Below are 18,056 nucleotides of genomic sequence, written 5' to 3' on the forward strand. Positions count from 1 at the left end.
CCCTGCCGATCGGCGCCGCTTCGCGCGTGGTCGGGAAGTGCGGTATGGTTTTCCACGTCGGCGCCGCGAGGGGCCGGACAGGGCGGGCGATTAGCTCAGCGGGAGAGCGCTTCGTTCACACCGAAGAGGTCACTGGTTCGATCCCAGTATCGCCCACCAGCTCAAAGGCCGCTTCCCAGACGGGGAGGCGGCCTTTTTGATCTACTGGGTGACCAGCTGAGTGACTATGCCTCAGAGGGGAAGATCCGGTCCATGGCCTGGGCTCCCTCCAGCATCACTGGTCTGAGCTGCTTGCGGTAGACGGTCTCCGTGACGGTCGTGTTGAAGTGGCCGACCAGGCGGGAGATGCGCTCCAGCGGCACCCCCTCGTCGGAGAGCAGCCGCTGAGCCGATGGGCTCCGGCGCCCGGCGTCCGGTGGCTTCCCCTGACCGGCGCCGAGCCCTACGAGCTGGCCGTCGTGTGGACGCCGCGGGCACCGGAATCCCTCGTGGCCAGACTGGTCGCCGAGATCAGAAAGATCATCGCCTGAGCGACGGCGACGCCGCGCTGTCGTGCGCGGTGCGGTGGCGCAGATCCGCCAGGTCGAGCAGACCCGGGCCGAGACCGGCGCCCTGACCGGACGACCGCGCGACCCCGGACAAGCGGGCCGAGCACCGGCGGGTCACCCGTAGCCCGGGCGCCGGAGGGGTGTCAGGGGCGCGGGGCGATGCCTTCGATCTCCACCAGCAGGTCCGACCGGCAGATGTCGACGGTGAAGTAGGCGATCTCCGCCCTGTCGGAGAAGGCCTGCTCGCACTTGGCGGCGACGAGCGGGACGTCCTCCTCGTGACGGACGTAGACCTTGACGAAGCGGAGGTCCTTCAGGGTCCGGCCGTCATCGATCCCGTGGGCCAGCAGGTTCTCCCGGCCGATGACCGTCGCGATGTTGCCGAGGGTCACGTCGCACTGCTTCTCGACGTCGCCCGCGTGAACCGTCCGGTGGCCGAGGATGCCGGCCGTACCGGCGACGAAGAGGTCACCGGCGCCCCCGAGGCCGCTCGGAGTGAAGCAGGTGGCGCGGGCGAATTTCGGCGGGCGAGGACCGTACCGGTGCGGATAGGACGGGGCGGGCACCTGCAGCGGGTTTTCGATGTTGCGCGCCCGCCCGCTCCGCGACGCCAACAGGTACCAGCTGATGCCGCCGCCCAGCGCGCCGACCCCGGTCGCGGCCGGCATGTCGTCGGCTCGCCCGAGAAGGCGATCCACCGCCTCTGCCCGGCCGAGGCAGAAGTCCCGGTAGACCTCCAGGCCGTCCGGGTTGGGGCGGTTGATGTCGGTGATGAACTGCCAGATCCGCATGACGGTGGGGTAGTCGAGTTTGGCGAGCAGATCGAAGGCCGTCCGGTAGGCGTCGCGGACCGGCTCCCGGTACGACCTGTTGGCCGGGACCTGGCCGGCGCAGAAGAGGTACTCGCCGTCGTGGGCGTAGACCAGGTCCTGGTACATGCCTGACGTGACGGGAGCATCCGTCTCCCACACCTCGGTGACGTGGCTGTTCCCGTCCTTGGCCAGGTGGACACCCATGTCGGCCACGCCTGCGCGGATCGCGGGAGCACGGTGGTGGTCCATGAACGCGATCCGGCCGAGGACGTGACGTCCGGAGGGCGCCGGTTCGCCGGAAGGGAGTAATCGGCAGTGGAGTCCGTTCGGGTGTGTCGTCATGTGCGCCGCCTCCCGCCGGTCAGCGTGCCGCCTGAGCCCGTAGTCGCCGCCGGCTGAGCTTGCCCGTGGAGGTTCGCGGCAGCTCGGTCACGAAGACGATCTCCGATGGCACCTTGTACCAGGTCAGCCGCTCCTTGGCCGAGTCGGACAAGTCGCTGCGTATCGCGGCGTGATCGCTCTCGTCGCCCTTGGCGATGACGTAGGCCAGCAGCCTCGACGTGCCGTCCTCGGCCCGTGTCGAGCAGACCGCCGCCTCGATCACCAGCGGATGCTGCGCCAGGACGTCCTCGATCTCCGCGGGGTGCACGTTCTGCCCGCCGACGATCTCGATGTCGTCGGCTCTGCCGTGGATCCGGATGTAGCCGTCGTCGTCCATGGTCGCCGTGTCACCCGTGGGCCACCACGTGCCCTCGCCGTGCCGGGGCACGTCCGACGGGGAGCCGATGCCGGGAGCGATGGTGGGCCCGGCGACCTCCAGGTTGCCTTCCGCCCCGGCGGGCACGGGTTCGCCCGCGTCGTCGACCAGCCGTACCCGGAACGGGGGCAGGCAGCGGCCGACCGTGCCTTCCCTGGCCTCCGCGAGGCTGTTCGCGGCGAACACCTGCCCCACCTCCGTGGTGCCGAGGACATTGAGCAGCCGTCCCCCCAGCACCTCCCGCAGGCCGGCCGCCAGGCCCGGGGCGAGCACCTCGCCGGCGGTGACGGCCAGCCGGAGGCCGGCCAGTGGCGACAGGTCCGGCTCGGCGAGCAGCCTGGCGTAGAAGCTCGGCTGGGCGTAGAACACGGTGACGCCGAGGTCGCGCATCGCGGCGAGCGCGGCGGCGGGAGCGGGCCGTTCCGCCGCGAGTACGGCGGCGCTCCCGCTGAGCAGCGGGTAGAGGAGCGTGTTTCCGAGCCCGTACGAGAAGTACATGCGGGACACGGACAGGCTCACGTCGTCGGGCCGCAGGTCCAGGACCCGGCCGAACGCGGAGGCGAAGACGTGGGGGTCGCCGTGCGTGTGGAAGCACAGACGGGGGCGTCCGGTGGTCGTTCCCGAGGTGAGGAGGGCGATGCCGGGGGTGTCCGGGCTGCATGCGGCCGCGGCGGGCGCCGGAACCTGTCCGGGCTCGGCCGGGATCAGGGCCGGTGTGACCGTGGCGCCGTCGAAGACATCGGCGATGCGCGGGTCGGCGATGGTGAGCTTCGGCCGCGCGAGCTCGGCCGTCTGCCGCAGCTCGTCGGGGTGGAGGTCGGCGTTGACCAGCGCGACGATCGCGCCGATACGGAGCGTGCCGAGAATGGTCCAGATCAGGTCGATGCCGTCGGGCAGCGACGCCAGCACCCGGTCTCCCCTGCGGACGCCGGAGGCGGACAGGAACCCGGCCACCCGCTCGGCCCCGGCGAAGACGTCGGCGTACCGGTGGACGGTGCTTGCGGTGAGATATGCCGGGCGGTCGAGCCATCCCTGATCATGAGCGGTTCGCGCGAGATGTTCGGTGAGATTGCGGTCGTCCGTCATCAGACATCTCCTGTGATCGTCAGAACACGTTCGCTGTCCCACCCCTGTTTGTGATCTTCGCGAGCTTTCTACATCGCCTGACTCGGCAGCGTCAAGGGTGTGGAGTCGACGGTAACGGGACGGCGACGGCACGTGCCGGCCGGGGACGCCCCGGGTGGGACGATCGGTGCCGGGCAGGACGAATATGGCGAGCCCCCGTCAGGGTGGGACGAGTGCCGGGCAGGGCGAAAACGGCGAGCCCCCGTCAGGGTGGGACGAGTGCCGGGCAGGGCGAAAACGGCGAGCCCCCGCCAGGACGCGTCGGATACATTGCGGCGCTATGGACATCACCCCGCGCAACCCGACCGAAGGCGTCTACCCCGCCACCGCCGACTACGTGCACGCCATCGAGGTCAGCGGGGCCCAACGGCTGCTGTTCGTCGCGGGCACGATGGGCCTTGACCCTCAGGGCGTCCCCGGCGCCACCCTGGAGGACCAGCTGGAGCTCATCTGGTCCAACATCCGCGCCATCCTCGCCTCCGCCGGGATGACCGTCGACAACATCGTGCGGCTCACCAGCTACCTGCGCGACCCCTCCTATGCCGAGGCCAACGCCAAGGCGAGGGTGGCGGCGCTCGGCGGCCGTCCCGTGCCGACGACCGCGATCGTGGCGCAGACCCTCGTCACCGAGTGGCTGGTCGAGATCGAGATCATCGCCGCCGCCTGAGCGGGGGGAGCGGGTACCGCGGCCTGAGCGGAGGAGCGGGAAGCAGCCGGTACGGCAGGCCGGGGTAAGGGGAAGCGACGGGTACGGCAGGCCCGGGTACGGCAGGCCAGCCCCGGATGCGGCAGGCTCGGGTACGGCAGGCCCGGGAAGGGCAGGGCCCGGGAAGGGCCAGCCCCGGGTACGGCAGGCCCGGGGACGGGGAGCGGGAAGGGCGGGTGCGGCAGGCCGGAAGTGGGGGAGTCGGTGGGCCCTCAGCGGTCGAACCAGGCCCTTCCCGACGGCGGGCCCAGCAGGAGGACGACCACCACGACGGGCACGACCAGCTGCGGGTTGACAAGCGTGAACACCTCGACGCCGGACTCCGCGAGCGTCTTGGCCAGCCCCGCGGCGAAGACCGCGGCCTCCAGCGCCACGACCGCGAGAAGGACACGCCGCCTGCGGGAGGAGACCCGGTCGGCCAGGATCCAGCCGCAGACCCCGGCCGCGAGCGCCGCGGACACCAGCGTCCAGGCGATCCACGGCGCGTCGGACGTCCCCACGAGCAGCCCACCCATGAACACCGCGCCTACGGCGGCCAGCGCCGACTGGATCGTCAGAAGCAGGCAGGCGATGTCCACGGGTCTCGGCATCCGCTGTTTCCGGTCCACGGGCAGATCATCCGCGCCGCGGCCGCGTGAGGGCAACATCCCCGCGACCGTCCTGTGACGGCGGAGAGCAAGAGGCCCTCGCGGATGGGGCCGACAGGATCCATCGGCGCCCTCGGTCGCGAGCCCACCCATCCCAGCCGCAGGCGGCGCTCACCCCCAGCGCGCCCCACCCCAGCCGTAAGCGCACGCGAGGGGGCGCTGATCGAGGGGGCGGTGCGACTCTGCCGGCGGGCGTCGAACCGCAGAAGAAGGCCGCCTGACCCCTACTGCCCGCCCGCGGCGGCCCGCCTCTCGGCCATCGCCTCGCGGCGCTCCTGCGCCCTGGCCGCCTTTTCGTGCTTGAGCAGGGCGCGGACGCCGAGCAGGAAGGCGGTGGCCACGATCGCGGGCGGCGCGAGGGCCGAGAAGACCTCGAACATACAGATCACCGTTTGGGGTCGGCGGACAAGGGTTCATCCAGGATATGACGCCTGCCCGTCGGTGCCTCCCCCCGCCCGGTCCGTAACGCGGCTTCCGGACGGCCGGAGCCGCCGCCGCTAGCGCGCGGCGTCCGGCTCGCCCGCCGTGAGCTCGCCGAAGAGCTCCAGGGCGGCCCGCCGGACGTCGACGGGATCGAGGCCGTCGAGCACGTTCCTGGCGTGCTCGGCGTCCCTGGTGGTCGCCAGCGTGATGGCGACGGAGTGGGCGGCGGTACGGCTGAGCGACCCGGCGGGCGCGCGGTCGGCGAGCTCCTGGGCGCGCGCGGCGAGGTCGAGGTTGTCCGTCATAACCGCACGTTATAGAGGAACACGGCCGGTGACGTCCAGCTCCGCGAGATCCGTGATGACCACGTGGGCGCCAAGTTCCTTGAAGGCCAGCCCGGCCCGGTCGATCGCCACGACCTGCCCGAAACCGGCGCGGGCCGCCGCCTCGATCCCCGGCAGCGTGTCGCCGACCACGGCGGCCCGCTCCGGCGGGACGTCCAGCAGCCTGGCGGCCTCCTCGAAGGAGGCGGGGCCCGGCTGGTCGTGCCGGCCGTCGATGACGACGTCGAACAGGTGCATGAGCCCCGCCGCCGTGATCACCTTGCGGCAGTGCGCGCTCGCCGAGACGCCGGCCGTACGGCAGCCGCGGTGGCGCAGCTCGTGCAGCAGGCCGACGGCCGACGGGAAGGCCGCCACGCCGTACCGCTCGATCTGTTCGACGAAGATCCGGTCCTTGGCGCTCCCGAGCGCGGCCACCTCCTCCTCGCCGGGCCTGATCCCGCGCGAGGCGAGGAAGGTGCGGACCCCGTCGAGACGGGTGCGCCCGTCGACGTGACAGAGGTAGTCCTCGCGCACGTCGAACGGCGTCGACGAGACGGCGCGCAGGTAGGGGTCGAAGACGCTCTTCCACGCCGCGGCGTGCACCCGGGCCGTGTCGGTGACCACCCCGTCGGTGTCGAACACCACGGCCCTGATACCGCTCAGATCGATCGCTGCCACATCTGTGACGCTACGCCTTGACACGCTCCCAGGGGAGAGCCATCTCTGGTAGGTGCGCGTGCTGCTGATCACGGTCGTGGTGATGACGCTCGGCGTGCTCGCCGCTGCCGTCTCGCTCCTGATCCTCTTCCGGCCACCCGACTTCCGGCCACCCGACTTCCGGCCTCCCGACTTCCGGCCACCCGGAGGAGGAGCCGGCCGGTGAGCCGCCAGGAGGAGGAACCGACCCGTGAGTCGCCGGGACGAGGAGCGGGCTCGTGAGCCGCCAGGAGGAGGAACCGACCCGTGAGTCGCCGGGACGAGGAGCGGGCTCGTGAGCCGCCAGGACGAGGAGCCCGCGGAGGAGCCCCTTACGAGGAACCGGCCGGTGCGGTCGGGCGCGGCGACCACACCGGCCGGAGACCGGCCGCGCTCAGAAGGCGACGGGCAGCCGCTTCAGCCCGTAGACGATGGCCATCTCCCTGAAGGGCACCTCGTCGTACGGCACCGCGAGCCGCAGCTCAGGGAAGCGACGCAGCAGTGCCGGGTAGGCGATGCGCATCTCCATCTGCGCCAGCGGGGCGCCGATGCAGCGGTGGATGCCGTGCCCGAAGGCCAGGTGGGAGGGCGCCTCCCGCATCGGCTTGACGGTGTCGATGTCGGCGCCGAGCGCCGGGTCGCGGTTGGCCGCGGCCAGCGAGCACAGCACCATCTCGCCCTTGGCGATCGGCTGCCCGGCCAGCTCCAGGTCCTCGCGGGCGAAGCGGGGGAAGGCGACCTGGACCACGCTCATGTACCGCAGCAGTTCCTCCACCACCCTGGTGACGTGCTCGCCGCCCTCGCGCACCCTGGCCAGCTCGTCGGGGTTCTGCAGCAGCCACAGCGTGCCCAGCGCGAGCATGCTGGTGCTGGTGTCGTGCCCGCCGGTCAGCAGGCCGTCGGCGAACCCCGCCAGCTCCTTGTCGGAGATCTCGTCGCCGTGGTCGCGCACCAGCTGCCCGAGCAGCCCGTCACCGGGGTTCTTGCGCTCCCTCTTGGCCAGCTCGGTGAGGAAGGCCATCGACTCGTTGACCGCCGCGAGCGAGGCCTCCGGGCCCGCGGAGAAGTCGAACCGGTCCGTGCTCAGGCGCAGGAAGTCGGACCGCTCCTCGTACGGCACGCCGAGCAGCTCGCACACCACCAGCGACGGGATCGGCAGCGCGAACTCCTCCACCAGGTCCACGGGCGAGCCCTTGCGTTCCATGGTGTCGAGGCAACCGGTCACGATCTCCTCGATCCGCGGCTCCAGGCGGCGCAGGCGGCGCATCGTGAACTCGGGGGTCAGGTAGCGGCGCAGCCTGGTGTGCTCGGGCGGGTCGCGGAAGCCGAGACCGCCGGGATCCTCCTGGGTGGCCCCCATGCCGATCACGTTGCCGAAGTCGTTGCTGAACTTTCCCGCGTCGCCCAGGACGGCTTTCACGTCCTCGTAGCGGGTGACCAGCCACACGGTCTGCCCGCCGGGGATCCGCATGGGGTAGGCGGCTTGCTCCGTGCGGATGCGGGCCAGCTCGGCGACCGGATCGAAACCTTCGCGCATGAACTGCACGAGCGGGAACTCATTATCAGACACGTGTGACAGCGTAGGGGGGCAGGTCGTCGGTTATGTGATCCCCTGGTAGGAATTGCGGCTCATCCCGGGGGCGGAAGATCGGTCGGCCGCTCGTAGCCCTCGTCCCCGCCGTACACCTCCTGGTCCGGGTCCTGCTCCGGCTGGTTGGCCGGGTCGCTGGGCGAGGGGCTGTGCTCGTCGGCGAAGTCCGGCTCGTCTTCTGGTGCGAGGTTCGACATGCCCGCTCCCTACCCCCGGGCGAGGGCGGAAGTCCCGATGTGGTGGCGAAACCGCCGGCCGCACACCCCAACACCTCGGTTTCGCATACAAGAAGCCGACATTCTGCGATGATCTCGTCGATATACAGTCGGACATCGAGACTGACGGAAAGTGACTGATGCCTCTCATCGAGCAAGCCGCCACTTTCGCGTCGGAGCACCCGGTCAGCGCGGCGCTGGTCTGCCTGCTGGCCCTGATCGCCCTGGCGCTCGCCTTCCTGGCCCTTCGCGTCGTCCTCCGGGTGGGGGCGCGCTTCTACCTTCAGGTGATAGCTCCCCGCCCGATCGAGGACATCCTCACCGTCGTCGCCGCCTCCATCGCCACGGGCGTGTCCGCCCAGGGCATGTGGCGCTTCTCCGGCGACGTGCTCGGCCTCGACGGGCCGCTCAGGCTGCTGCTGTTCGCCTTCATCGAGGTGGCGATCGTCACCTCGGCCGTGCGCGCCCGGCGCAACATGAGGGAGAACTTCTCGGCGGGCATCGACGGCATCGCCGTGTGGGCGCTGACCTGCCTGACCGCGGTGCTGTCCAGCATGGACGCGCGCAGCCTGGCCGAGGCGGTCTTCCGCCTGGCCGCGCCGCTGGTGGCCGCGTGGCTGTGGGAGCGCGGCATGGCCATCGAACGGCACCGCATCCGCGGCACCGGCCGCATCAACTGGCGCTTCACGCCGGAGCGGGTGCTGGTGCGCATGGGGCTGGCCGAGGTGTCCGACCGTACGGCCAGCGAGGTCGACGCCCACCGCAGGCTCACCCGCGTCGCGCTGGCCGCCAAGAAGGCCCGCAGCCTGCGCGAGCAGGGCGCCTCCGAGCGCAAGCTGCGCGTGGCGATGGCCCGCCTCGACCGGGCGATGGACCAGGCGGTCGAGCACACCGGGCTGGCCGTCGACCCGGCCCGCCAGGAGGCGCTGCTGCAGCAGATCGCCGCCCTCTACAACACCGCCAAGCTCATCGACGCCGACCCCCGCGTGCCGTGGGCCGCCGAGACCGACCACCAGCCGGTGCCCGCCAGGCCCGCGCTGCCCCCGGCGCTGGCCCGCCTGGTCGAGGACGAGGACGAGGATGTCGCGGTCCTCGACACCACCCCGCAGGTCATGGACACCGCCCAGCGCGCCGCCCTGATGCGGGCCGCCCGCGAGTACTGGGACCGGCAGATCGCCAAGCGGATCGTGCCGCGCACGGTCGACATCGCCCAGGAGATCGGCATCTCGCTGGCGACCGCCAGGGAGTACCGGGCGCTGTGGAAGCTCGAACCGCAGGCGCACGCGCTGATCGAGGCCCTCTACCACGAGCACGGCATCGTGGACACCGGCACCTTCCCCGTCATCGCGCAGGAGGACCGTATCCTCGCCGGGTGAGCGAACCCGCGATGAGCCGCACCCTCGACCGGGTGCGGAAGCTGCTGGCCAAGGCCGAGGGCACCGACAACGAGCACGAGCGCGAGACGTTCATGGCCGCGGCGACGGCGTTGATGGCCAAGTACGGCATCGAGCGGGCGGCGCCGTCGGCGCCCTCGTCCGCCCGCGGCGTGCCCGCCGGCCGGGTCGTCACGCTCGGCGATCCGTGGGCGCGGGAGAAGGCCAGGCTGGTGTACCTGGTGTCGGAGGCGGTGCGCTGCCGTCCGGTGCTGATCGGCAAGGGGGACGGCGGGCAGCGGGTGCACGTGTTCGGGTTCGCGTCGGACCTGGAGCGGGCCGACCTGCTGGCCACCTCGTTGCTGCTGCAGATGGCCTCGGGGCTGGCCAGGGTGCCGGTGCCGGCCGACCGGGTGCGGGCCTACCGGCGCTCGTGGATGCTGGGGTTCACCGACGAGGTGTACCGGCTGCTGGTGGCGGCCGAGTCGCGGGCGGCCGCGTCCGGCGCGCCGGGCACCGAGCTGGTGCTGGCCGATCGAAGGGCCGAGGTGGAGCGGGCGGTGGCGGAGGTGTACCCGCGCATCAGGCGCAGCGTGCCGCGGATGAGCGGCACCGGCTACCGCGACGGGGTGGCCGCGGGGCGCCGCGCCGACCTGGCCCGCACCGCCGTACGGCCGGAGCCGGCGGTCCCGCTGGACCGGTGACGGGAGTCGGCGGTCCCGGTGACCGGTGACCGGTGACCGGTGATGGGAGTCGGCGCGACGCGGTGGACCGGTGACCGGAGTCGGCGCGACGCGGTGGACCGGTGACCGGAGCCGGCGTGAGGCGCCGGGCGGGTGGGCCGTCCGGCGCGCCGACGCGGCCGGCGGTCAGCCGAGCGCGGCCGAGACGACCGCGCGGGCCTCCTCCTGCACGCGGGCCAGGTGCTCGGGCCCCTTGAACGACTCCGCGTAGATCTTGTAGACGTCCTCGGTGCCCGAGGGCCTGGCCGCGAACCAGGCGTTCTCGGTGGTCACCTTCACCCCGCCCAGCGGTGCCCCGTTGCCCGGCGCGTTGGTCAGCACCCCGGTGATCGGCTCGCCGGCCAGCGTGCCGGCGGTGATCTGCGACGCCGACAGCTTGGCCAGCACCGCCTTCTCCTCGCGGGTCGCCGGGGCGTCCACCCGCGCGTAGGCGGGCGAGCCGAACCGCGACGTCAGCGAGGAGTAGTGCTCGCTCGGCGACGACCCGGTCACCGCGAGGATCTCCGAGGCCAGCAGCGCCAGGATGATCCCGTCCTTGTCGGTGCTCCACGGCGACCCGTCGCGTCGCAGGAACGAGGCCCCGGCGCTCTCCTCGCCGCCGAACCCGAGCGAGCCGTCCAGCAGCCCGGCGACGAACCACTTGAACCCGACGGGCACCTCGTACAGCTTGCGCCCGACGGACGCCGCCACCCTGTCGATCATGCTGCTGCTGACGAGGGTCTTGCCGACGCCCGCGTCGCCCGGCCACGAGGGACGGTGACCGTACAGGTAGGAGATGGCCACGGCCAGGTAGTGGTTGGGGTTGAGCAGGCCGGCGTCGGGGGTGACGACGCCGTGCCGGTCGGCGTCGGCGTCGTTGCCCGTGGCGATGTCGTAGGTGGAGCGGTTGGCGATCAGCGACGCCATGGCGTGAGGGGAGGAGCAGTCCATGCGGATCTTGCCGTCCCAGTCGAGCGTCATGAACCGCCACGTCGGGTCGGTGAGCGGGTTGACGACCGTGAGGTCGAGGCCGTGCCTGGCGGCGATCTCGCCCCAGTAGGCCACGCTCGCCCCGCCGAGCGGGTCGGCGCCGATGCGCACGCCGGCCGACCTGATCGCGTCGATGTCGATCACGCTGGGCAGGTCGTCGACGTAGGCGCCGAGGAAGTCGTAGCGCTCGCCGAGCGCGGGGGAGTACGGCACCCGCCGTACCTCCTTCAGGCCGCCCGCGATGAGCGCGTTGGCGCGGTCCTGGATCCAGGAGGTGGCGTCGGTGTCGGCCGGCCCGCCGTTCGGCGGGTTGTACTTGAACCCGCCGTCGCGCGGCGGGTTGTGCGACGGGGTGACCACGACGCCGTCGGAACCTGGATGGGTCAGGATCGCGTGGGAGACGGCGGGGGTGGGCGTGTAGCCGTCGCGGCTGTCGACGAGCACGGTCACGTCGTTGGCGGCGAACACCTCCAGCGCCGAGACCTTGGCCGGCTCCGACAGCGCGTGGGTGTCGGCGCCGAGGAACAGCGGCCCGGTGATGCCCTGCGCGGCACGGTACTCCACGATCGCCTGGCTGGTCGCCAGGATGTGGTCCTCGTTGAAGGCGGTGTCCAGGGACGAGCCCCGGTGACCCGAGGTGCCGAACGCCACGCGCTGCGACACCTCGGCGGGGTCGGGGTGCAGCGTGTAGTACGCGGTCACCAGGCGGGCCACGTCGACCAGGTCGGATGGCCGGGCGGGCTGTCCGGCGCGCTCATGCGTCATGAGATCCACCCTACAGACCGGGGTTGACGCAGACTAAACCTACCTGAATTATAGGGAATATGAGTCCTCGTCTGGCGAGCCTCGCGGTCGCGACGCTCCTCGCCGTGTCCGCCTGTGCCTCCCCCGCCGCGAAAGCGCAGGAGGGAGCCGTGCTCAAGCTGAAGGACCCGGGCAACGCCGGCCCGCTGGCCTACGCCAAGAAGCACGGGATCCTGGAGAAGCGCCTGGCCGCCGTCGGCGCCACGGTCGAGTGGGGCGGCACCTACGCCTCCTTCACCGCCACCGTCGACGCCGTCCGCTCCGGCTCGGTCAACGTCCTGGAAGGCGCGATCTCACCCGCCCTCGGCTACCTCGCCAACGGCAAGGACATCAAGATCTTCTCGATCACCGACCGGGTCACCGACCCCGCCGCGCCGAAGACGGACGGTCTCGTGGTGCCCGCCGGCAGCCCGGTCAAGGACGTCAAGGAGCTCGCCGGCAGGAAGGTCGCGGTCAACAAGGGCGGGCGGGGGGAGTACCTGCTGCTGCTCGCGCTGGAGCGGGCGGGCCTGCGCCCCGAGCAGGTGACCCGCGTCTACCTCAACCCCGACCAGGCCGCCTCCGCCTTCGCCACCGGCAAGGTCGACGCCTGGTGGGCGATCGTGCGCGCCTACCCGGAGGTCGTGGCCAAGGGCGCCAAGGTGCTGGTGCACAGCGATGACCTGCCCGACCGGGACCTGTCCATCCAGGCCGCGCGGGTGGAGCTGCTCCAGCGGCACCCCGAGGCGGTGCGGGTCTATCTCGACGTGCTGCGCGAGCTGACCACACAGGCCCAGACGGAGCCGGAGAGGTTCCAGAACGTCTTCCTCGCCCAGGGCCCCACCGCCCTGTCCGGCGCGCGCCTGCAGGAGGAGCTGGCCAAGGCCAGGTACGCCCTCCCCCCGCGCCCGGCCACCGCCGCCGACGGCGCCTACGTCAAGGACGTGGCGGCCGTCTTCCACAAGTACGGCGTGCTGCCCGCCGCGCCGAACCCGGCCGACGTCATCTTCGAACGGAAGGCGAGCCGATGACGACCACGCTGACCGGCGCCGAACCGGTCACGGCGCTGGAGGAGCCGCGCTTCCTCGGCACGAGGCGGCGCCCGCCTGCCCTCAGCGCGGCCGTCAGGGGGTCGGTGCCGCTGCTCCTGCTGGCCGCCTGGTGGTACGGCTCGGCCGGCGGCGCCATCCCCTCCGACGTGCTGGCGGCTCCCGAGCAGGTCGCCGGCGCGCTCGGCGAGCTGGCGGGAACCGGCCAGCTGGGCGACTACCTGCTCGCCTCGGCCCACCGAGCAGGTCTCGGGGTCCTGCTCGGCGGCGGGCTCGGCCTGCTCCTCGGCGTGGTCGCGGGACTGTCCGCGCTCGGCGAGGAGCTGGTCGACCCCACCATGCAGATGAAGCGCGCCGTGCCCTTCCTCGCGCTGGTGCCGCTGTTCATCTCCTGGTTCGGGGTGGAGGAGACGTTCAAGGTCGTCCTCATCGCCGTGGCGGCGGCCGGCCCCATGTACGCCTACACCTACCTCGGCGTGCGCGGCGTCGACCGCAAGCTGGTCGAGGCGGCCAGGGGCTTCGGCCTGAAGGGGCCGGCGCTGGCCCTCGGCGTGGTCGTCCCGACCGCCCTGCCGAACATCCTCATGGCCCTGCGCGTGTCGCTGTCGGTCGCGCTCACCGGCCTCATCGCGGCCGAGCAGATCGGCGCCACCGAGGGCATCGGCTATCTCGTCACGCTCTCCCAGCAGTACTACCGCAACGACTACATGATCCTCTGCGTGGTGATCTACGCGGTGCTCGGGCTGGCCATCGACCTGGCCGTCCGCGGCGTCGAGAGGGTGAGCATGCCGTGGCGGCGGTGATCGTCAAGGAGCTAGGCAAGTCCTTCGGCGGCAGGACCGTCCTGAAGGACGTCAGCCTGGAGCTCGCGCGCGGGGAGTTCTTCGCCCTGCTCGGCCCGAGCGGCACGGGCAAGACGACGCTCCTGCGCGTCCTGGCGGGGCTGGAGCGGCCCGACGCGGGCACGGTGCTGGCGCCGCGCCGCCGTACGACGGTCTACCAGGAGCCCAGGCTGGTGCAGGCGCGCAGGGTGCTGGCCAACGTCACGCTGGGGCTGCCGCGCTCGGCCCGCGAGGCGGGCCTGGCGGCGCTGGCGGAGGTGGGCCTGGCCGGGCACGCCGACGCGTGGCCCGCCACCCTGTCCGGCGGGGAGGCCCAGCGGGTCGCCCTGGCCAGAGCCCTGGTCAGGGAGCCGGAGCTGCTCCTGCTCGACGAGCCGTTCGCCGCCCTCGACGCGCTCACCCGGCTGCAGATGCAGGACCTCGTCGCCGAGCTGTGCGCCCGCCACCGGCCCGCCGTCGTGCTGGTCACCCACGACGTGGACGAGGCGGTACGGCTGGCCGACCGCGTCGCCGTCCTGCGCGACGGCGAGCTGGCCGTCGACCGCCGCATCGACCTGCCCCACCCGCGAGAGCGCGACGACCCCCGCTTCCTCGCCCATCGCGGCCTGTTCCTCTCCCACCTTGGAGTGCACGCATGAACATCTGGTACACCCGCTGCCCGGTGCCGACGGCCTCCGGCCTGGCGCACAACCTGGGCTGGCTGGAGCAGGAGCTCGGCGAGATCGGCATCCTGCAGGACGCCCCGCCCGAGATCGCCAGGCACCACTTCGACCACGACCTGCTCGGCCTGTTCCGCGAGGGCGGGAACGTTCCCGCGCTGGCCGCCCGCGCGGAGGGCGCCCGCACCCGGCTGATCGGCCTGACCTGGATCGAGGAGTGGCAGTCGATCCTGGTCCGGCCCGGGTCGGGGATCGAGGACGCGGCCGGCCTGCGCGGCGCCCGCTTCGCGCTGCCCGCGTGGGCCGCCACCAGGGCCGAGAGCTTTCCCCGCGCGATGGCGCTGCACGGCGCCAAGGGCGCACTGTCGCAGGCGGGCCTGACGCTCGACGACGTGACGTTCGTGGACGTGGAGATCGCCGGGCCCGGCGTCGGGCGCGGGGCGGGGGCCGGCCCGTGGTCATGGCCGGGCATCGAGGAGCTGGCCAGGGGCGAGGTGGACGCGGTGTACGTCAAGGGCGCCCGCGCCGCCGAGCAGGCCGCCGGGATCGGCGCGGTCGTGGCCGTGGACCTGGACGCCCACCCCGATCCGCGCACCCGCGTCAACAACGGCACGCCCAGGCCCATCACCGTGCACGAGGACCTGCTGGCCGAGCGCCCCGAGGTCGTCACCGGGTTCCTGGTGCAGACGCTGCGCGCCGCCGAGTGGGCGGCCACCAGCCTGGAGGAGGTGCGCGCCATCCTCGGCAGGGAGACCCGGTCGGGCCCGCGCGGCGTGACCACCGCCTACCGCGACGACTTCCACACCACGCTGCACCCCGACCTGTCGCCGGAGCGCCTGGACCTGCTGGGCGTGCAGAAGGACTTCCTGCGCCTGCACGGGTTCCTGGCCGCCGACGTCGACATCGACGCCTGGGCCGCCCACGAGCCGCTGGCCGCGGCGCGCGAGATCCTGGCGGGTGCGTGATGGCCGAGTTCTTCATCACGCTGCCCAGCAAGGGCCAGCGGCGCGGCGGCGACCACCTGCTGCAGGTGGGCAGGGCGGCCGAGCTGGCCGGCTACACCGGCGCCTACGCGCCCTTCGACCCCGAGGGGGAGGAGTCGCTGGTCATCGCCGCGGGGCTGCTCAGGCAGACCAGGTACCTGCGGCTGCTGGCCGGCTTCCACCCCGGCATCGCCACCCCCGTCTACGCCGCCAAGGTCGCCGCCTCCCTGCAGCGATTCTCCGGTGACAGGCTCGACTGGCGCATCGACGTCGACCTCGACCCGGCCGTGGCCAGGGCGCACGGCGACTTCACCGAGGGCGCCGACCGCTACGCCCGCGCCGAGGAGTTCCTGACCATCGCCAAGGGCGTCTGGCACCAGCGCGACTACACCCACGAGGGCCGCTACTACCAGGTGCTGTCCGGCGGCTTCGCGGCGCCGCTGTCGGGGCGGGCCTTCCCACGTGTCCACCTGTCGGGCACCTCGCCCGACGCACTGGCCCTGTCGCTGCGGCACGCCGACGTCCACGTCTTCGACCACGGCGACGACCTGTCCCTCACCGCCGAGCTGCCGGGCCTCGCCTACGGCCTGCGCCTGGCCGTCCACGCGAGGGAGACCGAGAGGGAGGCCGCGCTGGACGGCTTCGACGGCCTCGCCGGCTCCTATGAGAGCATCGCCCGCCGGCTGCGGGACTACATCGACCAGGGCGTCGAGGTCTTCTACCTGGAGGCCACGCCGTACCTGGAGGAGACCTACCGTCTGGGCGAGCACCTGCTGCCGCTGCTGGCCAGGGAGGACGTCCATGCCGGTTGACATCTACTGGCGCATCGGCACCCACGGCGACCAGCCCTCGCTGCGCCGCCGCACGCCCTCCAGGGGAGACTGGGCGCCGCTCGCGCCCGGCAACCTCGCGCCCGGGGTGCGTGACGACTACAGCTACCTCGAGCACATGGCCGACGTGGCGCGGGCCGGCGAGGGGGCGGGCTTCGCAGGCGGGCTGCTGCCGTCCTTCCCCAACACCGACGATCCGTGGGCGACGGCCGCGAGCCTGGGCCGCGAGACCTCCACCTACCGGTTCATGATCGCTTTTCAGCCGGGGTTCCTGCACCCGGTGCAGGCGGCGCGGATGACCGCGACGCTGCAGCGGGCCACCGGCGGCCGGGTCGTCTACAACGTGATCTCCGGTGGCGGCGGGCCCGACCAGCTGTGGTGGGGCGACAAGGTCGGCCACGACGACCGCTACGCGCGCACCTCGGAGTTCCTCGACGTCCTGCGCGGCGTGTGGGGCGGCGCCCCGTACTCCTTCGACGGGCGGTTCTACCGCGTCGAAGGTGCGCGGCTGCCCGAACCGCTGCGGGGCCAGCCGTTCCCCGAGATCTACTTCTCCGGCTCCTCGCCGGCGGCCATCGAGGCCGCGGGACGGCACGCCGACTACTACCTGTCGTGGCTGGAGCCGTTCCACGCCCTGGAGGAGAAGTTCGCCCGGGTGCGCGAGCGCAGCCCCACCCCGCCGAAGTTCGCCGTGCGGATCGACGTGCTGGCCCGCGAGAGCGAGCGGGAGGCGTGGGCGGAGATCGAGCAGGGCTGGGACAACATCGACCCCTCGGTGCTGCGCGGCGCCACCGGCGACTCGATCGGCTGGCAGCGCAGCCAGTCGTTCGTCACCGGCCCGGTCACCGGCCACCGGGACCTGGAGGTCACGCCCAACGTGTGGGGCGGCTTCCACCTGCTGCGCGGCGGGCCCGCCTTCGGCCTGGTCGGCAGCTACGCGCAGGTCGCCGCGCGGCTCGACGAGCTGATCGCGCTCGGCGTCGGCGCCTTCATCCTGGCCGGCGTGCCTCACCTGGAAGAGGCCTACCGCGTCGGCGAGAACGTGCTCCCCCTCGTGAAAGGAATCTCCTGATGACCGTCCGTGTCGGCTACTTCCCTTCCAACAACTCCCTCTGGGTGCTGCGTCACCGCGGCGTCCTGGAGCGGACCCTGCCCGAGGTCGAGTGGGTGGACCTGCGCGACCTGCCCGCCGGGGAGCGCCCCTCGCCGGCCGAGGGGCTGCCCTCCCTGCACGGCGACCACCTCTTCGACGGCGGCTACGACTTCATCGGCACCGGCTCGACGCCGCCGGTCACCGCCCAGGCCAAGGGGCACGACATCGTCTACGTGGGCATCTCGGGCTCGCGGCACGAGAACGGCCGCCTGGTGACCAGGGCCGACTCCGGCATCGCCTCAGTCGCCGACCTCAAGGGCAGGAAGGTGGCGCTCGGGCACGGCTCGTGGCAGACGACGCTGCTGCTGTTCGCCCTGGACGAGGCCGGCCTGGCCTGGAGCGACATCGTCCCCGTCGACGCGGGCGTCGACGCCGCCCGGCTGCTGCTCGACGGCGAGGTGGACGCCTGGGTCGGCTCCTACCCGGCGCTCAGCCGGGTCGAGGACCGGACCAGGACGCTCGTGCGGACCGACGGCCTGTTCAGCCACCGCTCGCTCTGGTTCACCCGCCGTGACTTCGCCACCGAGCGCCCGGACGCGGTGAAGGCCATCGTCGCCGCGCTCCAGGAGTCCGACGACTGGATCACCCGCAACCACCGCGCCGCCGCCGAACTGTTCGCGGCCGACGACGGCGGCAGCGTCGACGACTGGGAGAACGCGCTGCGCAGGCGGCCGTTCGGGGTGGAGAAGGTCACGCCCGAGTTCGTCGCCGAGCAGCAGCGTGCCGCCGACCTGTTCCACGCCGCGGGCCTCATCGACAGGCGGATCCGCGTGGCCGACGCGGTGATCGACATCTAGCGGGTTAGACTCGCCGCATCCAGAACAGAATG

The 18,056-nt window shown here is 72.3% G+C and carries 21 protein-coding genes and 1 tRNA gene; 12 read left to right on the forward strand and 10 right to left on the reverse strand.

Going from position 1 to position 18,056, the window contains the following annotated elements; translation table 11 throughout:
* Positions 1-84 precede the first annotated feature (84 nt).
* A tRNA-Val gene (locus tag ACWDLG_RS29940) sits at positions 85-159 on the forward strand.
* Between the two features lie 65 nt (positions 160-224).
* On the opposite strand, the gene ACWDLG_RS29945 is transcribed toward ACWDLG_RS29940, so the two are convergent.
* The 3 genes from ACWDLG_RS29945 to ACWDLG_RS29955 all read right to left on the reverse strand — a co-directional run bounded on the left by ACWDLG_RS29945 (position 225) and on the right by ACWDLG_RS29955 (position 3,203).
* Positions 225-362, reverse strand: a complete 138-nt coding sequence (locus ACWDLG_RS29945) for a hypothetical protein (protein WP_449926231.1) — start codon at positions 360-362, stop codon at positions 225-227.
* Positions 363-691: 329 nt separating this feature from the next.
* A complete protein-coding gene (locus ACWDLG_RS29950; RefSeq protein ID WP_449926234.1) occupies positions 692-1,702 on the reverse strand; it encodes an FkbO/Hyg5 family chorismatase in 1,011 nt (336 codons plus the stop codon).
* Between the two features lie 19 nt (positions 1,703-1,721).
* Positions 1,722-3,203: a class I adenylate-forming enzyme family protein gene (locus tag ACWDLG_RS29955; protein WP_449926237.1), complete on the reverse strand. Its 1,482-nt coding sequence runs from the start codon at positions 3,201-3,203 to the stop codon at positions 1,722-1,724.
* Positions 3,204-3,522: 319 nt separating this feature from the next.
* On the opposite strand from ACWDLG_RS29955, the gene ACWDLG_RS29960 reads away from it, so the two are divergent.
* A complete protein-coding gene (locus ACWDLG_RS29960; RefSeq protein WP_449926240.1) occupies positions 3,523-3,909 on the forward strand; it encodes a RidA family protein in 387 nt (128 codons plus the stop codon).
* 251 nt (positions 3,910-4,160) lie between these two features.
* On the opposite strand, the gene ACWDLG_RS29965 is transcribed toward ACWDLG_RS29960, so the two are convergent.
* From ACWDLG_RS29965 to ACWDLG_RS29980, 4 genes are all read right to left on the reverse strand, one after another.
* Entirely contained in the window at positions 4,161-4,556 is a 396-nt protein-coding gene (locus ACWDLG_RS29965) for a hypothetical protein (RefSeq protein ID WP_449926243.1), read from the reverse strand.
* Between the two features lie 263 nt (positions 4,557-4,819).
* On the reverse strand, positions 4,820-4,975 hold the full coding sequence (locus tag ACWDLG_RS29970) for a hypothetical protein (protein WP_354912260.1): 156 nt from the start codon (positions 4,973-4,975) through the stop codon (positions 4,820-4,822).
* Positions 4,976-5,092: 117 nt separating this feature from the next.
* Entirely contained in the window at positions 5,093-5,323 is a 231-nt protein-coding gene (locus ACWDLG_RS29975; protein ID WP_449926246.1) for a hypothetical protein, read from the reverse strand.
* 9 nt (positions 5,324-5,332) lie between these two features.
* Positions 5,333-6,019 (reverse strand): HAD family hydrolase, encoded by a 687-nt coding sequence (locus tag ACWDLG_RS29980; protein WP_449926249.1) that lies wholly within the window; start codon positions 6,017-6,019, stop codon positions 5,333-5,335.
* A 58-nt stretch (positions 6,020-6,077) separates the two neighbouring features.
* Between ACWDLG_RS29980 and ACWDLG_RS29985 the strand changes: the two genes are divergently transcribed.
* Positions 6,078-6,224 carry a hypothetical protein gene (locus ACWDLG_RS29985; RefSeq protein ID WP_449926252.1) on the forward strand — a complete coding sequence of 49 codons (147 nt, stop codon included), beginning with the start codon at positions 6,078-6,080 and terminating at the stop codon, positions 6,222-6,224.
* A 207-nt stretch (positions 6,225-6,431) separates the two neighbouring features.
* Here ACWDLG_RS29985 and ACWDLG_RS29990 read toward each other — a convergent pair whose 3' ends face one another.
* Entirely contained in the window at positions 6,432-7,607 is a 1,176-nt protein-coding gene (locus ACWDLG_RS29990; RefSeq protein ID WP_449926255.1) for a cytochrome P450, read from the reverse strand.
* Between the two features lie 59 nt (positions 7,608-7,666).
* Positions 7,667-7,825 (reverse strand): hypothetical protein, encoded by a 159-nt coding sequence (locus ACWDLG_RS29995; protein WP_449926258.1) that lies wholly within the window; start codon positions 7,823-7,825, stop codon positions 7,667-7,669.
* 158 nt (positions 7,826-7,983) lie between these two features.
* Here ACWDLG_RS29995 and ACWDLG_RS30000 point away from each other — a divergent pair, with 158 nt between their 5' ends.
* Both ACWDLG_RS30000 and ACWDLG_RS30005 read left to right on the forward strand, forming a co-directional pair.
* Positions 7,984-9,219, forward strand: a complete 1,236-nt coding sequence (locus ACWDLG_RS30000) for a hypothetical protein (protein WP_354912244.1) — start codon at positions 7,984-7,986, stop codon at positions 9,217-9,219.
* Positions 9,216-9,920, forward strand: coding sequence for a DUF2786 domain-containing protein (locus ACWDLG_RS30005; protein ID WP_449926262.1), 705 nt, complete (start codon positions 9,216-9,218; stop codon positions 9,918-9,920). The genes ACWDLG_RS30000 and ACWDLG_RS30005 overlap by 4 nt, the downstream gene beginning before the upstream one ends.
* A gap of 165 nt (positions 9,921-10,085) precedes the next feature.
* Here the strand turns inward: ACWDLG_RS30005 and pgm are convergent, their stop codons facing one another.
* Complete coding sequence (gene pgm / locus ACWDLG_RS30010) at positions 10,086-11,693, reverse strand: phosphoglucomutase (alpha-D-glucose-1,6-bisphosphate-dependent) (protein ID WP_449926265.1); 1,608 nt, start codon at positions 11,691-11,693, stop codon at positions 10,086-10,088.
* 59 nt (positions 11,694-11,752) lie between these two features.
* Here pgm and ACWDLG_RS30015 point away from each other — a divergent pair, with 59 nt between their 5' ends.
* Genes ACWDLG_RS30015 through ACWDLG_RS30045 form a run of 7 tightly spaced genes read left to right on the forward strand, consistent with a single transcriptional unit; the run spans position 11,753 to position 18,024 of the window.
* Positions 11,753-12,742 (forward strand): ABC transporter substrate-binding protein, encoded by a 990-nt coding sequence (locus ACWDLG_RS30015; protein WP_449926268.1) that lies wholly within the window; start codon positions 11,753-11,755, stop codon positions 12,740-12,742.
* On the forward strand, positions 12,739-13,563 hold the full coding sequence (locus tag ACWDLG_RS30020) for an ABC transporter permease (protein WP_449926271.1): 825 nt from the start codon (positions 12,739-12,741) through the stop codon (positions 13,561-13,563). The genes ACWDLG_RS30015 and ACWDLG_RS30020 overlap by 4 nt, the downstream gene beginning before the upstream one ends.
* A complete protein-coding gene (locus ACWDLG_RS30025) occupies positions 13,551-14,240 on the forward strand; it encodes an ABC transporter ATP-binding protein (RefSeq protein WP_354912230.1) in 690 nt (229 codons plus the stop codon). Before ACWDLG_RS30020 ends, ACWDLG_RS30025 begins: the two co-directional genes overlap by 13 nt.
* Complete coding sequence (locus tag ACWDLG_RS30030; RefSeq protein ID WP_449926275.1) at positions 14,237-15,226, forward strand: ABC transporter substrate-binding protein; 990 nt, start codon at positions 14,237-14,239, stop codon at positions 15,224-15,226. Before ACWDLG_RS30025 ends, ACWDLG_RS30030 begins: the two co-directional genes overlap by 4 nt.
* Positions 15,226-16,056, forward strand: a complete 831-nt coding sequence (locus ACWDLG_RS30035) for an LLM class flavin-dependent oxidoreductase (protein ID WP_449926278.1) — start codon at positions 15,226-15,228, stop codon at positions 16,054-16,056. Before ACWDLG_RS30030 ends, ACWDLG_RS30035 begins: the two co-directional genes overlap by 1 nt.
* Positions 16,046-17,146 (forward strand): LLM class flavin-dependent oxidoreductase, encoded by a 1,101-nt coding sequence (locus ACWDLG_RS30040; RefSeq protein ID WP_449926281.1) that lies wholly within the window; start codon positions 16,046-16,048, stop codon positions 17,144-17,146. Before ACWDLG_RS30035 ends, ACWDLG_RS30040 begins: the two co-directional genes overlap by 11 nt.
* Entirely contained in the window at positions 17,146-18,024 is an 879-nt protein-coding gene (locus tag ACWDLG_RS30045) for an ABC transporter substrate-binding protein (protein WP_449926284.1), read from the forward strand. Before ACWDLG_RS30040 ends, ACWDLG_RS30045 begins: the two co-directional genes overlap by 1 nt.
* The last annotated feature ends 32 nt before the right edge of the window (positions 18,025-18,056 follow it).

The sequence above is a fragment of the Nonomuraea sp. NPDC003727 genome, assembly GCF_053586935.1.